This window comes from Virgibacillus byunsanensis (genome assembly GCF_042675965.1).
GTDB classification, from domain to species: domain Bacteria; phylum Bacillota; class Bacilli; order Bacillales; family Amphibacillaceae; genus Virgibacillus_R; species Virgibacillus_R byunsanensis.
Genome location: NZ_JBHTKJ010000073.1, coordinates 1 through 13,190, shown reverse-complemented (window position 1 = coordinate 13,190; position 13,190 = coordinate 1). Strand labels below are relative to the sequence as shown.

General features: G+C 37.4%; 17 protein-coding genes. 12 read left to right on the top strand and 5 right to left on the bottom strand.

The features are described 5' to 3' along the window. Positions 1–18: 18 nt before the first annotated feature. Positions 19–1,464: an MDR family MFS transporter gene (locus tag ACFQ3N_RS18725; protein ID WP_390364480.1), complete on the top strand. Its 1,446-nt coding sequence runs from the start codon at positions 19–21 to the stop codon at positions 1,462–1,464. Positions 1,465–1,929: 465 nt separating this feature from the next. On the opposite strand, the gene thrB is transcribed toward ACFQ3N_RS18725, so the two are convergent. The 4 genes from thrB to ACFQ3N_RS18705 form a co-directional block, all read right to left on the bottom strand. Continuing rightward, entirely contained in the window at positions 1,930–2,853 is a 924-nt protein-coding gene (gene thrB / locus ACFQ3N_RS18720; protein ID WP_390364478.1) for a homoserine kinase, read from the bottom strand. Next, positions 2,850–3,911 (bottom strand): threonine synthase, encoded by a 1,062-nt coding sequence (gene thrC, locus ACFQ3N_RS18715; protein ID WP_390364476.1) that lies wholly within the window; start codon positions 3,909–3,911, stop codon positions 2,850–2,852. The genes thrB and thrC overlap by 4 nt, the downstream gene beginning before the upstream one ends. Beyond that, on the bottom strand, positions 3,908–5,209 hold the full coding sequence (locus tag ACFQ3N_RS18710; RefSeq protein WP_390364474.1) for a homoserine dehydrogenase: 1,302 nt from the start codon (positions 5,207–5,209) through the stop codon (positions 3,908–3,910). The genes thrC and ACFQ3N_RS18710 overlap by 4 nt, the downstream gene beginning before the upstream one ends. A 142-nt stretch (positions 5,210–5,351) precedes the next feature. Beyond that, positions 5,352–6,305, bottom strand: a complete 954-nt coding sequence (locus ACFQ3N_RS18705; protein ID WP_390364472.1) for a DMT family transporter — start codon at positions 6,303–6,305, stop codon at positions 5,352–5,354. Between the two features lie 213 nt (positions 6,306–6,518). Here ACFQ3N_RS18705 and ACFQ3N_RS18700 point away from each other — a divergent pair, with 213 nt between their 5' ends. The 5 genes from ACFQ3N_RS18700 (at position 6,519) to ACFQ3N_RS18680 (ending at position 9,413) form a co-directional block, all read left to right on the top strand. Beyond that, positions 6,519–7,490 (top strand): phosphotransferase enzyme family protein, encoded by a 972-nt coding sequence (locus ACFQ3N_RS18700; RefSeq protein ID WP_390364470.1) that lies wholly within the window; start codon positions 6,519–6,521, stop codon positions 7,488–7,490. A 13-nt stretch (positions 7,491–7,503) separates the two neighbouring features. After that, positions 7,504–7,860 carry a hypothetical protein gene (locus ACFQ3N_RS18695; protein ID WP_390364468.1) on the top strand — a complete coding sequence of 119 codons (357 nt, stop codon included), beginning with the start codon at positions 7,504–7,506 and terminating at the stop codon, positions 7,858–7,860. A 138-nt stretch (positions 7,861–7,998) separates the two neighbouring features. After that, positions 7,999–8,190, top strand: a complete 192-nt coding sequence (locus tag ACFQ3N_RS18690; RefSeq protein ID WP_390364466.1) for a hypothetical protein — start codon at positions 7,999–8,001, stop codon at positions 8,188–8,190. Between the two features lie 234 nt (positions 8,191–8,424). After that, entirely contained in the window at positions 8,425–8,604 is a 180-nt protein-coding gene (locus ACFQ3N_RS18685; RefSeq protein WP_390364464.1) for a hypothetical protein, read from the top strand. Between the two features lie 41 nt (positions 8,605–8,645). Continuing rightward, positions 8,646–9,413 (top strand): alpha/beta hydrolase, encoded by a 768-nt coding sequence (locus ACFQ3N_RS18680; protein WP_390364463.1) that lies wholly within the window; start codon positions 8,646–8,648, stop codon positions 9,411–9,413. Between the two features lie 87 nt (positions 9,414–9,500). Here the strand turns inward: ACFQ3N_RS18680 and ACFQ3N_RS18675 are convergent, their stop codons facing one another. Then, the gene (locus tag ACFQ3N_RS18675; protein ID WP_390364461.1) at positions 9,501–9,836 is read right to left on the bottom strand and encodes a DUF3889 domain-containing protein; all 336 of its coding nucleotides are present in this window, start codon (positions 9,834–9,836) and stop codon (positions 9,501–9,503) included. 146 nt (positions 9,837–9,982) lie between these two features. On the opposite strand from ACFQ3N_RS18675, the gene ACFQ3N_RS18670 reads away from it, so the two are divergent. The 6 genes from ACFQ3N_RS18670 to ACFQ3N_RS18645 all read left to right on the top strand — a co-directional run bounded on the left by ACFQ3N_RS18670 (position 9,983) and on the right by ACFQ3N_RS18645 (position 13,097). Further along, on the top strand, positions 9,983–10,174 hold the full coding sequence (locus tag ACFQ3N_RS18670) for a hypothetical protein (protein WP_390364459.1): 192 nt from the start codon (positions 9,983–9,985) through the stop codon (positions 10,172–10,174). A gap of 12 nt (positions 10,175–10,186) precedes the next feature. Then, positions 10,187–10,747, top strand: coding sequence for a sugar O-acetyltransferase (locus ACFQ3N_RS18665; protein ID WP_390364457.1), 561 nt, complete (start codon positions 10,187–10,189; stop codon positions 10,745–10,747). A gap of 17 nt (positions 10,748–10,764) precedes the next feature. Beyond that, complete coding sequence (locus tag ACFQ3N_RS18660; RefSeq protein WP_390364455.1) at positions 10,765–11,211, top strand: hypothetical protein; 447 nt, start codon at positions 10,765–10,767, stop codon at positions 11,209–11,211. Positions 11,212–11,224: 13 nt separating this feature from the next. Beyond that, on the top strand, positions 11,225–11,557 hold the full coding sequence (locus ACFQ3N_RS18655; RefSeq protein WP_390364453.1) for a hypothetical protein: 333 nt from the start codon (positions 11,225–11,227) through the stop codon (positions 11,555–11,557). A 32-nt stretch (positions 11,558–11,589) separates the two neighbouring features. Then, entirely contained in the window at positions 11,590–12,180 is a 591-nt protein-coding gene (locus tag ACFQ3N_RS18650) for a histidine phosphatase family protein (RefSeq protein ID WP_390364451.1), read from the top strand. A gap of 230 nt (positions 12,181–12,410) precedes the next feature. Beyond that, entirely contained in the window at positions 12,411–13,097 is a 687-nt protein-coding gene (locus ACFQ3N_RS18645) for a hypothetical protein (protein WP_390364450.1), read from the top strand. Positions 13,098–13,190: the final 93 nt, after the last annotated feature.

Sequence of the window (13,190 nt, the reverse complement as noted above, 5' to 3'; positions counted from 1 at the left end):
TCAAGGGGATGACTATAAGTGAAACAGGATCAACCAGATATTCAACAGATAAATAAATTTCCAATCGTAGCTGTTTTGCTTTCGGGTGCGTTCTTAGCTATTTTAAATCAAACATTGCTGGCAACCGCAATACCCCCGATTATGGAAGATTTGAATCTTACCGAAAATACAGCCCAATGGTTAACAACGATATTTATGCTAGTGAATGGGATCATGATACCTATCACTGCTTTTTTAATTGAAACATTTACAACAAGAAGACTACTTATAACCGCGATGTCACTATTTGCAGTTGGTACATTGATATGTGCAATTGCTCCGAACTTCTTTATACTAATGACTGGTAGAGTAGTACAAGCTTCAGGAGCAGGTATCATGCTCCCACTAATGATGACGGTGTTCTTTTTAATTTTTCCGATTGAAAAACGCGGGGCAGCAATGGGAATTGTTGGTTTAGTGATTTCATTTGCTCCTGCAATAGGCCCTACACTTTCCGGTTGGGTTGTGGAGCATTATCCATGGCGGGCTATGTTTTATATTATTTTCCCGTTAGCTATTATTGATATCATTTTTGCATATTACGTTATGAAAAATGTAACGACTAGAAGTTTTCCAAAAGTTGATATACTATCGATTTTATTGTCGACATTAGGGTTTGGTGGTTTATTGTATGGGTTTAGTAGTGCAGGTGATAATGGCTGGTCAAGTACTATTGTTGTTCTTTCACTTGTAATAGGAACAATTTCACTTTTAACCTTCATATTGCGTCAATTTAAACTTTTACAACCTATTTTGGAGTTCCGTGTTTTTAAATATAAAACATTTACCATCACAACAGCAATTGGTATGATCGTGTTTATGGCACTAATTGGTGCGGAGACAATTCTTCCTATTTATATGCAAAACATGGCTGGATTTTCTCCTATGGAATCAGGAATGATGATTATGCCAGGGGCTTTATTGATGGGAGTTATGTCGCCATTTACAGGTAGAATTTACGATCGGTATGGTGCGCGCTGGCTTGTTATCGGTGGATTAACGATCATGACAATAACAACCTTCATGTTTACCAATTTAACAATCGATACATCATTAACGTATCTTACTATTGTTTTTGCCATTCGTATGCTTGGAATATCCATGGTGATGATGCCAGCAACTACCGCAGGCTTAAATCAATTACCAACAAGATTAATCGCACACGGTACTGCGATGAATAATACCATGCGCCAGGTTGCTGCATCAATCGGAACAGCCATTTTGGTAACGGTTATGACAGCTTCTGCATTAGATACTGGTTCGAATGCTGATCCCAATAAAATAATTCACGGTGTTAATGTCGCTTTTTATGTGGCGACAGCATTATCAATAATTGCTCTTGTATTGTCTTTTTATATTAAAGGGACGACTCCTGCTGAGGATCGTGCTGAGATGAGTAGATTAGAAGAAGCAGAAATACAGTAGCGTAATTAGGATTTAGGGGAAGCATGTGAGATGAAAAAGCGTTTAACATACGGCTATAGTTCCTTATTCACGGGGATGCCGATGAGCTTATTCCAACAGAAATTGCTGATGCTACTGGTAGAGATAATGAGCTATGATCGTACCAGATGCAGGTCATACGAAAGCATATGATATAGCAACAATAGAGCTTCAAGATCGTTTGCAAGAGTTTATGGATAAAGTTATAGACGAGTAATTTATGTGATTCTCTAAAGTTCACAAAAATAACTGCTATCCCAAATGGGGTAGCAGTTATTTTGTTGATTAGGAGCCTGTGGTAAATTAATAACTTGTTTAAGCCACGTCCAGCTCCGACGTACAGGATAAGGAATACTTCAACAGCGAAACATCGCACGCAGAAAAAGTGTTTCACTTTTTCGAGGAAGTGGCGAACTAAGCCTGTAAGGGCGCTTCTAGCTTTTGTTCTTATTCTGCAGTCATTCTCAATGGCTTTTCGCAATGAGATACCTGAAGTCCGTGGTGGTCAATTTTTAAGGGCGCGATATCATATTGTGGTAGCATTGCCTTCATTTGCGCTGCTATTTGATTTCCTTGCCCTTTTGGAACAAAGGAGATCATCGCTGAACCAGCCCCGCTAATAACTGTTCCATAGGCACCAAGTTTTTTTGCTTCTACTTTAATTTCATCATAATTTGGGATGAGTTCTGCACGATATGGTTCATGGAATAAATCCTTCTCCATCATCCTTCCTGCAAGCAAATAATCTCCTGACACAAAGGCAGCTATCATCATATTACTGATCCCACTTGCTGTTGTAGCATTTTTCCTTGAAAAACTTGCTGGGAGCAAATTTCTAGCTGTTTCTGTACTCATTTTAAAATCAGGTATATATAGGACCACATCCAAATCAAGTGGTGGCATTTCAAAGTAGTCTATTTCTCCATCACCTGTATTAGCAGTAATTAAAAATCCGCCAAATATGATGGGAGCTGCATTATCAGGATGTCCTTCTAGTACAGTAGCGTGGTTCAATTTTTGTTCGAGTGTTAAGGAAAGACTACACAACTGATTTGCAAGCTCAATACCAGCGATAACTGCAGAGGCGCTACTTCCAAGCCCACGTGCTAATGGAATTTCGCTATCTACTTCCACTTTACATGGTGGAAGAACATGATTGTACACCTCAGCAATTTGTTTAGCTGCATGGTAAATAAAGTGATCCTCATAATGTGAAACGAAAGGAAGATGGCTTGAGTGATGCACAAATTCCCATGTTTCTTGTTTTGTTACATGTAGAGATAAATACCTGCTTAAGGCGATGCCTGCTGAATCAAAACCAGGCCCAATGTTTGCTGAACTAGCCGGAATGGTAATGGTGAACATATTCATGTCTTCATCACATCTTCAATATAATTGATAACAGTGTCTTCATCGTTTGGTAGTGATACGGGTTCCACTTTCAATTGGTCAATTGCTGTTTGTGGATCTTTCAATCCATTACCTGTGAGAACAGCTACCACTTTACTTCCTGGCTCAATGACACCTTTTTTGCATTGTTTGATGAGACCAGCAATTGATGCACACGATGCTGGTTCTGCAAAAATACCTTCTTTACGTGTCAGTAGTTGATAGGCTTCTAAAATCTCATCATCTGTAACAGAATCAATGATTCCTGCTGATTCATCTCTAGCGCTAGTAGCAAGATCCCAGCTTGCAGGGTTCCCGATTCGGATTGCTGTTGCAATGGTTTCCGGTTCGTGGAAGACTTTATTTTTCACAATTGCCGCTGCTCCTTCAGCTTCAAATCCGAACATCTTAGGAAGTCCTGTTTTGTTTTCTATGTTATATTCTTTAAAACCTTTCCAGTATGCACTGATGTTTCCGGCGTTTCCAACGGGAATTGCCAGGATATCCGGAGCTGAACCTAGCTGATCACAAACTTCGAAAGCAGCTGTCTTTTGACCCTCAAGCCGATATGGATTCACCGAATTGACTAATGTCACCGGGGCGTTTTCACTTACTCGTTGTACCATTTTCAGGGCATTGTCAAAATTGCCATCAATTTCGACGATCTCCGCACCATATATCATAGCTTGTGCTAGTTTACCCAGAGCTATCTTTCCTTTAGGAATGACAATGATTGCCCGTAATCCAGCTCTTGCTGCGTATGCAGCAGCTGAAGCAGAAGTATTACCAGTAGAAGCACAAATAATCGATTTACTTCCTTCTTCAACTGCTTTTGCAACCGCCATGACCATTCCTCTATCTTTGAATGAACCTGTCGGGTTAGCTCCTTCTACTTTACCGTAAAGTTCTATACCTAACTCTTTTGATAGTTTCTGTAAATGAATAAGTGGTGTATTACCCTCATAAAGCGTTAGCTCTGGTGTTAATTTCGTTACTGGTAAGTAGGATTGATATTTTTTCAGTAACCCTCGCCAAATCATTGATCTGCATCTCCTTCAACTCTATAGTGACTTTTTACTTCTTTTACAACGTCCAGACTTTTAAGTTTTTCTAGCGCTTCTTCAAATTTCAACAAAGATGTTTGATGGGTTACAAATACTATCTCTGCAAGTTCCTCTTTTATGAACGGCGTTTGCAGAATTCGTTCAAAGCTGATATGAAGATTGTTAAACAAAGTTGAGATGGTTGAAAAAGCACCAACTTCATCTTTAACATGTAACCTGAAATAAAATTTACCAAAGGATTCATCAGGAGTTGTTAGCTCTTTTTTGAACAAGGGTTTTATGTGACGTCGACCGTTAACCCCTAACCTGATATTTTTAACGACCGCAACAACATCTGACATAACCGCAGTTGCTGTTGGTAAACTACCAGCTCCTGGCCCATAAAACATGGTTTCTCCTACAGCATCTCCGTATACGTAAACAGCGTTGTACTCATTTTTCACACCGGCCAATGGATGATTTCTGGAAAGAAGTGTGGGCTGCACATGTGCTTCCAATTTATGTTCGTGAATTTGCGCATAACCAATTAACTTCATCATGTAGCCAAGTTTTTTCCCATACTGTAAATCTTCCAATTGAATATCGGAAATTCCACTTACTTCAACATCTTCTAAATCAACGTTCGTGTAAAATGCCAGTCGGGCCAAAATAGCCATTTTTCGTGCTGCATCTAAACCGCCAACATCTGCTGTGGGATCGGCCTCTGCAAAACCAAGTTCTTTTGCTTCCTGAAGCGCACTTTCATAAGATACGCCATCACAATCCATTTTCGTTAAAATATAATTGGTTGTTCCATTAACAATTCCCATTATTTTTTGAATTCTGTCTGAAACAAGTCCTTCTGTTAATCCTCGAAGAATTGGGATACCACCAGCAACACTTGCTTCGTAAAATAAATCACATCCGTTTCGGCTTGCTGCTTCCTGAAGTGCAGGTCCGTGTAAAGCAATTAGATCTTTGTTGGCAGTTACAATATGTTTTTTTGCCTCAAATGCTTTTAATATATGACGGCGAGCTTCTTCAATTCCACCCATAACTTCTACGATGACATCAATATCTGGATCTTGAAGTACGTCATCGGGATTTGTGGTGAGGTATGTATCTCCAATATCAACATTGCGTGCTTTCTCCAGGTCACGCACTAAGGCACTCTTCACATTTACGTTACAGCCTAGTTGATGTGCAAGCTCCTCTTGATGACTTTCAATGAGCTTAATAACCCCGGACCCAACTACTCCTAAACCTAATAAACCGACTGATACATTACTTTCCATGTCCTCACCCCTTGTTGTCCTTTTCAAAAGGACTTTTGTTTAACTGTGATAGACATTATAAACCTGCAAGTAAATTATATCAAGACCTTTTTACAATCTTGTTGAATGTTTTGTAAAGGAAAACGGGCACTTGCGCTTTCGTTTATTCTCCGGATACGTTTCGACACACGGCCAACTTCTTCCGATTTACTAATGAGGAAACAACACTATGCAGAATCATTCCTATAATAACTAGCGTCATTCCGATAAATGAAATGATGCTAGGTATTGGTGTACTTAATAGTAAAATTTCCCCAAATAAAACAAATACGACTTCTCCTGATTGTGTAGCTTCTATACCAGCTAACTTCTGGTTATCATGATTAACTAGTTCTGTTGCATAAAAGAACAATACGGTTGCGATAATACCTGACGAAACAGCAACAATAAAAGTTTGCAGTATTTGATGAGAGTTTGGTAGTTCGTGAGCGGCAATTCCATAAATGGATAGTAAGATCCAAAATGGCATGGAAGCAATGGTCATACCGAGTATCCGTTGAAATGTATTCAACTCTCCATTAACAACTTGCATCATTTTACGATTACCAAGTGGATAGGCAAACGCAGAAATAATTAATGGTACAACGCACAGAACCACACTCATAATTGGCACTGAAGATGCGTGCTCAAACTGCATCACAAATACACCAGCTAGAATAATCATGGAAATAAATACACCCTGCACGGGTATGCGCTGCTTTACTTTTTTGTTTAAAAATGGAACAAGTAATGATCCTGCAATAATCGTTAGCTGAAACGTTGCAGCAACTAGCCAGCCGGGTCCATAAATAGTTGCAAATGTAAGTGGAGCATAAAATAATCCGAAACCAATCGTACTCCAAATGAGCCATGGAAGCGGGTTGTTTTTCAGGTGTGTGATAACCGGTTTAACGTTTCGCTTGTAGCCGACAATGATTAATAACATCGGCAACATAAACATAAATCGTAAAGAAGCACTCCACACCCAGCTTCCACCCTCTAACTCCATAGACCGATTCAAAATAAATGTAACTGAAAAAAATATAGCCGATAATAATCCGATCAAAATAGCTTTCATTATATTTCACCTCACTTTAGCAATAATACCAAAGATTTGGAAAAAGGGTATTTCAATTAGTATAATTAATAATTACCATGAAAGTAATGCACCCTTTCATATAGTAATATCGATTGTCATGTTAGATAGGGGGCATTTTTAAATAAATGAAGGAAAATTGAATTTTATGACGAAAGTCTAGATATAACCATAATTATTTATTTGGAGGAAATAATGGATCCTAATATAATCATAAAACACACCTTAATTGATGCATCATATATACAAAAATTAGTAGTTGATTGTAATATTTCTCCGATTGTTCAATGTGATTTTTTAGCTAGAGGATTAAATGATACCTATATCATAACTACAGAGAATGACATCTACATTTTCAGGTTATACCGACATGGCTGGAGAAATAAATCAGCCATCCTATTTGAGTTAAACGCCATTACCCAGCTGCATGAAAAAGGAGCTAGCGTTTCTTTTCCTTTTAGAAATAATGATGCTGACTATTTGTTTGAAATAGAGGCACCAGAAGGATTGCGCTATGGTGTATTGTTTTCGTATGCAAAAGGTGAACGGCCGCAAATTAATGAAGAAAATTCTAAATCAATTGGGGCCGCACTTGGGAAATTACATAAGCAATCTTCCTCGTTTCATTTAAACTATGAACGTGGATTTGATATAGATATCAATCATCTACTGGACGAACCGGTGTCATACATATCGCCATTAATTAATACGTATTTAGGAAGTGAAGCGGATCAATCGATGAAGGATATTGTCGAGGAAGTCAAGACTGAGCTTTCGACAAAGGAATTAGAAATAGGATTTTGCCATGGAGATTTTCATAATCATAACATGCATATTCATAATGGAGAACTCGAAATATTTGATTTTGATTGTTCTGCTGTGGGTTACCGTGCTTATGATGTTGCGGTATCGTGGTGGAATTTGAAAAATAATTACAGCAGTAAGGAAAAAGAATGTTGGGATGCATTTTTAACTGGCTATCAAGCACAACGTAGTTTGACAGAAGACGATTTACAGAGTTTGCCTCTATTCATAACAGCAAGAAGAATTTGGCTCCTAGGTACCATGACCCAAAATGATGATGTGTGGGGTACGAATTGGGTGAATGAGCGGACACTGGAATTTTTTATTCTACAACTAAAAACCGATAGATTGAAAGAAAGGTAATGGGGAGATCAGTATGAAACGAAATGTAAGTATTTTATTGTTGCTTATTGTGGGCATTGTAGGTGTGTGCATTTTTTTATCTTCAAACACACCTGATGAGCGTGATTTCGTACAATGGTTTGAAGAAAATTATGATATCACATGTCATGATAATGATTGCAGCGTGATTGACAAAAAACTTGAGGATGACGGTGAATCGAAGGAAACTAGATTGGTACGTTCAGAAGGATATTATTCACCAGGTACGTTTACCATGAAAATGAAGCGATTGTACCGTGGTGAGGAGGACCAAGGAGATATATTTTCGATTGAAGTAGAAGGGTTTAACGGTAACTTTGAGGTTATTGAAGAGTCAGAAACTATCGGGTGATTGTTGGAAGGGAAATTCCTTTATGAAACTATAATACTTGTATTTACTAATTACTGACTATTTTTCAGAATTACCATAAATAAAGTGGCAAAAAAAGAAAATAGAGGGGGCTCTTTAGTTATCTAGAAGGAGGAACACATGGTGAATACTTTTAAAAGGGTATTATTTTTGTGTGTAGTTTCGTTATTCCTAACTGGCTGTACTTCACAGTTTGACATCAACGAATCAGATGTTACAGAAATAAGGGTTTCGGAATTTGATGAATTTGGTAGTGTTATTGATGAGGATTATAATTCTTATACTAGTGAAGAAAAAATTGAGATTTTGTAGATGCATTAAATTCGTCTAAGAAAGAAGATGGGGTAGTTGATATAAGACGAGGTGATTTTGATATTAGTATTATTTCTAGTGACGATGACTCAAAAGAATTTCACTTATGGCTCACAGAAAATGGTGATCACGGGACAATTATGAGTGTTCGGGATACGCATACTATTTATACACTGAAGGCAGACTCGGTGGAAAAATTACAAGCTATATTGTTTGATTAACAAGGAGGGAAGTATGGATTATATTTTCAGTGGTTTCATTATATTTGTATTGTTTTTAACGCTAATGAAGATAATCAAAGGGAAAAAGGTGTCAGGTGAAGAAAGCTACACACCTGTCAGTGATATTTATGGAGGTCATGTTAATCATCAATCCAAACAGCCACCAGTAGAAACGACAAGAAGGGCTCGTTAAGAAGAAGTAGATTACTTAACTAATCGAGAGGAGAATGACTAATGAATGAAAACCATCCAGTAATGAAGAATGCTGAGGAATTTTATTTTGCTGGAAATGATGTAGGAGTACTGATTAGTCATGGTTTTACCGGGACAACGCAAAGTATGTTTGATGTGGGAAAGCGTATTGCTGAGGAAGGTTATACGGTTTTGGGCCCAAGACTCACAGGGCATGGCACACATCCTGAAGATATGGAGAGAGCAACATATAAGAATTGGATTGCCGATGTGGAAGCTGGATTAGAAAAGGTAAAAGAATCGTGCTCTACTATTTTTGTTGTTGGGTTATCGATGGGAGGGACTTTGGCGCTTTATCTGGCAGAGAATCATCCTGAAATCACTGGTATTGTGCCGATCAATGCTGCCACTAGTATGCCTGAACTGGGTAAAAACTTTAACGACTTACAAGCGGTGGATATTCGGTTTGTCGATGGAATCGGATCAGATATTAAAATGGAGGGTGTAGAAGAACTTGCCTACCCCCAAACCCCAGTAAAAGCAATGGGGGAAATCCTATCGTTAATGGAAATAGTTAGAGGGAATTTAAAAAACATAACTGCACCAGCACTAATTTTTTCATCAATTGTAGATCATGTTGTACCACCTGAGAACTCCACTGAAATTTACAATGGAATTTCATCGGAGCAAAAATCATTTGTACAGATGGAAAATAGTTATCATGTGGCAACATTGGATAATGACAAAGAATTAATCGCTGAAAAATGCATTCAATTTATACGTGAGCAAGTAAAGTGCGTTTCAACGTAACTAGTAACATTCCGATACTGATAATGTTAGGGTGGGATAAACTTCACTTAGATTATCCCACTTGACGCTATGTTAGCCTTTGGTGAGTTATCTTGAAGTCTCCGTAAATGTAATACTAAGAACCTCCTCTGTGTCTGTATGGAACTCGATGTTTACAAAGACTCCAAATTCTTTATCCTCTCCTTTAAGCCACAACTTGAATTTTTCAATGGTAGAATCCTCTTTTTTCTCAACTCCTCTATGTAGGTAATCGATTATGTCGGCTTCAGGGTATTTTGACTTGGTTTCTTCCGTAGCAAGCTTGCCCCATTTTGCATAGGAAGGAACACCTTGTTCAGCATAAGATTCATGTTGAATGGTCGATATTATAGTAACAGAAACCAGTAAAATAGCTGCAGTAATTGAAAATAGTAAATTTCGCACCCTATTGCCCTCCTTTTGTAGTAGGATGTGTCATATAGGAACTACTATTCAATAACGCATTCATACAAATTGTTGGAGCGTGCAACGTCGATTGACGGCGTGTGAGTTCGATCAACAGCGAAGGATTCGATCGATAGGTTAAAAAATTGATCAAGAACAGTAGGAAATCGATCAACAGGGCAAAGAATCGATCAATAGGTCAAAAAATTGATCAAGAACAGTGGGAAACCGATCAAGAAAAGCCCATTATCGATCAACAGAGTGGTAAATCGATCAACAGGGCAAAGAATCGATCAACAAACCTGGAATATCTTAAAATAATGTACATAAAAGCTTAAAGGAGTTTAATCATGAAAACAGAAAAAGAAAAAATGATAAGTGGTGAGCTGTATAGTCCTGCCGATGCACAATTAGAGGAAGAACGTAATATAGTACGAAATATACTAGCTACGTTAACTAGTCATGAATATGAAACAGATCTGTCCAAGCGCACCGAACTTTTAAAAGAATTATTCGGTACGACAGGAGAAAGTATACTTGTGGAATCTAGTTTCCAGTGTGATTATGGCTACAACATTCATGTCGGTGAAAATTTCTATTGTAATTTTAATTGTGTGATATTAGATGTTTGTGAAGTGAGAATTGGAGACAACTGTTTTATCGCACCAGGAGTACATATATATGCTGCAACGCATCCGATAGATCCACAAGAACGAATTTCAGGGAAAGAGTATGGAAAGCCTGTCACCATTGGTAATAATGTTTGGATTGGCGGTGGATCGATTATCAATCCTGGTATCCATATAGGTGATAATGTAGTTATCGGTTCAGGATCTGTAGTAACAAAAGATGTTCCGGATAATGTGGTGATCGGTGGCAATCCTGCAAAGGTCATAAAGGTAATTGACTAACAAAAAGGAGAACAACGATGACTAAATATAAAAATGAAATAATATTGGTACTAATACCATTTGTTTATGGATTACTAGCCAATTTAACTGACTCAACCCTGTTAACCCCTGTACTTACGCAAATTATTTTTCTGCTTTTCTGGTATTTGGTAGGTGTTAAGTTTGCGAAATTAAATAAAGATAAAATAACAAGCTTTTTATATGGAAATAGTATTTGGGGATTGTCTTTTTTGGTTTTTATATGGCAATTTATCCTATTGGACGATAATAGTAGAAACTTTTTCTTGGCAGGAGTTTCACAGTATTATATGTTTCCATTTATCTGGATAGGTAGAGAATTAACAGTAATGTTTATAGATGTCTATCATGGGACTACTATTATGCTGTTAGCCTATTTAAGTATGCTCGTCATATTCCTGCTAGGGTTTAGTTATGGCTGGATGAAAGAAAAGTTATATTCATGAAGGAGGGGCTGAGATGTTCCGCATCATTACTCAGAATATATTATCTTTTCTAGTTGCGTCTCTTCTGTTTTATTTAATTGTAATCAATGCAGATTTTTTATATCTAATCATTACCGCCCCAGGTATGTTTTTATTGGATCTGTTTGGCATTAATTTTCATGAGTTGGGAGTAATCAGGGTAATCTTACAAATTATTTTTCTAATTATAATTTTCATTTTAACCTACCTATTTATGGTTAAATTTAATGAATGGTTAGAGAAGAATATGTTCAATATTTATTTGTTGCAAGTATGTAGTATCTGGATTTTGTTCGGAATTGTTCATTATTTGTTTTGGTTAAAGTAAAAAATACTAAAATTTTATAGGAGTTAATAGATATGACTACAATTTGTTTGATAAGACATGGGGAAACCGAATGGAACGCCCAAGGGAAAATACAAGGAAGAACGAATACGTCATTAAACACAAGAGGGATTCAACAGGCTGAGGAGTGTAGGGATTTTGTCAAAGATTCTACCTGGGACATCATCATAACAAGTCCGCTTAAGCGTGCCATGCAAACGGCACAGATTATAAACAAATCGTTGAATGTCCCACTCATTGAAATGGAAGATTTTAAAGAACGCTCTTTTGGTGATGCGGAGGGGATGACATTAAAGGAAAGAATGTCAGTTTATCCAAATAAAGTCTATCCAAATGAAGAAAAAATGGGGTCGCTGAACAAACGTGTCATGGCAGGGATCCAAAAAATCAATCAACAATATGGCCAAAGTAAAGTATTGCTTGTTGCACATGGAGCGGTTATAAGTTCTATTCTCTCAAACCTGTCGGAGGGTGAGATAGGAACAGGAAAGACAAAACTAATTAATGCCTGTATAAGCAATATTCATTTTCATGATGATCAATGGCAGGTAAGAGACTATAATCAGGTAACACACCTGTCAGATTATGATGGGAGAGAGAGCTGAAACGGGTGTTTGCTGATAAACTAGTAACATATGCTGATAATATGTAAAATTCGCTGATAAAAGCTTAAAAATGCTGATAAAACTCATTATTTGCTGATAAATACCCAAATTTCGCTGATAAACTAAAACTGAGATCTATAAGGGGGAATTGGTACTACTGGATTTCTCTTTTTCGTATTGATCCAAGGGTTGATGCATAACTAGGATAGGGTGAAAAGGTGGGAAGTGATATGACAAGTCTTATTTATCGAAAAATAATAACTACCTTTGCAACCACAGCCCTCTTCTCCATTGGGTTAGCTTTTCAATATGCAGGTTACTCGCAAATTGGGTATAATCAGGGAAATCAGTTGATGGGCTGGTCTCTTTTCTATGGAATATATGTAGGGGCTATTATTCTAGTTTATGGTAATCTGGTATCGCTCGCTATCGAGTATGTACAACGAAAATGGTTTACACATCTCAATTGGCTTTTCATTTTATTGCATGGAATTTTCGGGTTAGCTAATGGCATATTATTTCAACAATGGGTTTTTGCCCTAATGGGTATGGTAGTGGCATTAACATATGCTTGTATAGATAGATGGATATATAGTAGAGTTTCAAAAGAAAAAAGTATGAAGTTATTTATTCTCATTCCTATTCTCATTTATGTGGTATCATGGGGAATTCTTCAAGTGATCTCACCACCGATGCCACCATTTACAAAGGAAGATGCTGTTGAATTTGCTACTTCTAAAGAAGGAACAGTTATAGACACATTTCCTGATAAAATTGGTGAAAGTTCCGAGGTCATTAACGGTTATCAAGTTAAAAGAGAAACCAGTGTAAAAGAAATAGGAGGTGAAACATATATGGTTACATTTACTGAAACATGGCAGAAAGGAAAGGAAGAAGGCTCATGGATCCTTTCTTAGCAGATAAGAAAGTATAAATCTTTCTTATCTGCATAAGTGCAACTAAGGCTTCCGGAGCGACCGAGCATAGGTCGTGTAATTTAGCAGGTGCGA

Coding starts and splice junctions, on each gene's coding strand:
- ACFQ3N_RS18690 (WP_390364466.1), top strand. CDS start 7,999: ATGGTGAATACTTTTAAAAGGGTATTATTTTTGTGTGTAGTTTCGTTA.
- ACFQ3N_RS18660 (WP_390364455.1), top strand. CDS start 10,765: ATGACTAAATATAAAAATGAAATAATATTGGTACTAATACCATTTGTT.
- ACFQ3N_RS18705 (WP_390364472.1), bottom strand. CDS start 6,305: ATGAAAGCTATTTTGATCGGATTATTATCGGCTATATTTTTTTCAGTT.
- ACFQ3N_RS18650 (WP_390364451.1), top strand. CDS start 11,590: ATGACTACAATTTGTTTGATAAGACATGGGGAAACCGAATGGAACGCC.
- thrB (WP_390364478.1), bottom strand. CDS start 2,853: ATGAATATGTTCACCATTACCATTCCGGCTAGTTCAGCAAACATTGGG.
- ACFQ3N_RS18700 (WP_390364470.1), top strand. CDS start 6,519: ATGGATCCTAATATAATCATAAAACACACCTTAATTGATGCATCATAT.
- thrC (WP_390364476.1), bottom strand. CDS start 3,911: ATGATTTGGCGAGGGTTACTGAAAAAATATCAATCCTACTTACCAGTA.
- ACFQ3N_RS18710 (WP_390364474.1), bottom strand. CDS start 5,209: ATGGAAAGTAATGTATCAGTCGGTTTATTAGGTTTAGGAGTAGTTGGG.
- ACFQ3N_RS18695 (WP_390364468.1), top strand. CDS start 7,504: ATGAAACGAAATGTAAGTATTTTATTGTTGCTTATTGTGGGCATTGTA.
- ACFQ3N_RS18655 (WP_390364453.1), top strand. CDS start 11,225: ATGTTCCGCATCATTACTCAGAATATATTATCTTTTCTAGTTGCGTCT.
- ACFQ3N_RS18665 (WP_390364457.1), top strand. CDS start 10,187: ATGAAAACAGAAAAAGAAAAAATGATAAGTGGTGAGCTGTATAGTCCT.
- ACFQ3N_RS18645 (WP_390364450.1), top strand. CDS start 12,411: ATGACAAGTCTTATTTATCGAAAAATAATAACTACCTTTGCAACCACA.
- ACFQ3N_RS18680 (WP_390364463.1), top strand. CDS start 8,646: ATGAATGAAAACCATCCAGTAATGAAGAATGCTGAGGAATTTTATTTT.
- ACFQ3N_RS18685 (WP_390364464.1), top strand. CDS start 8,425: ATGGATTATATTTTCAGTGGTTTCATTATATTTGTATTGTTTTTAACG.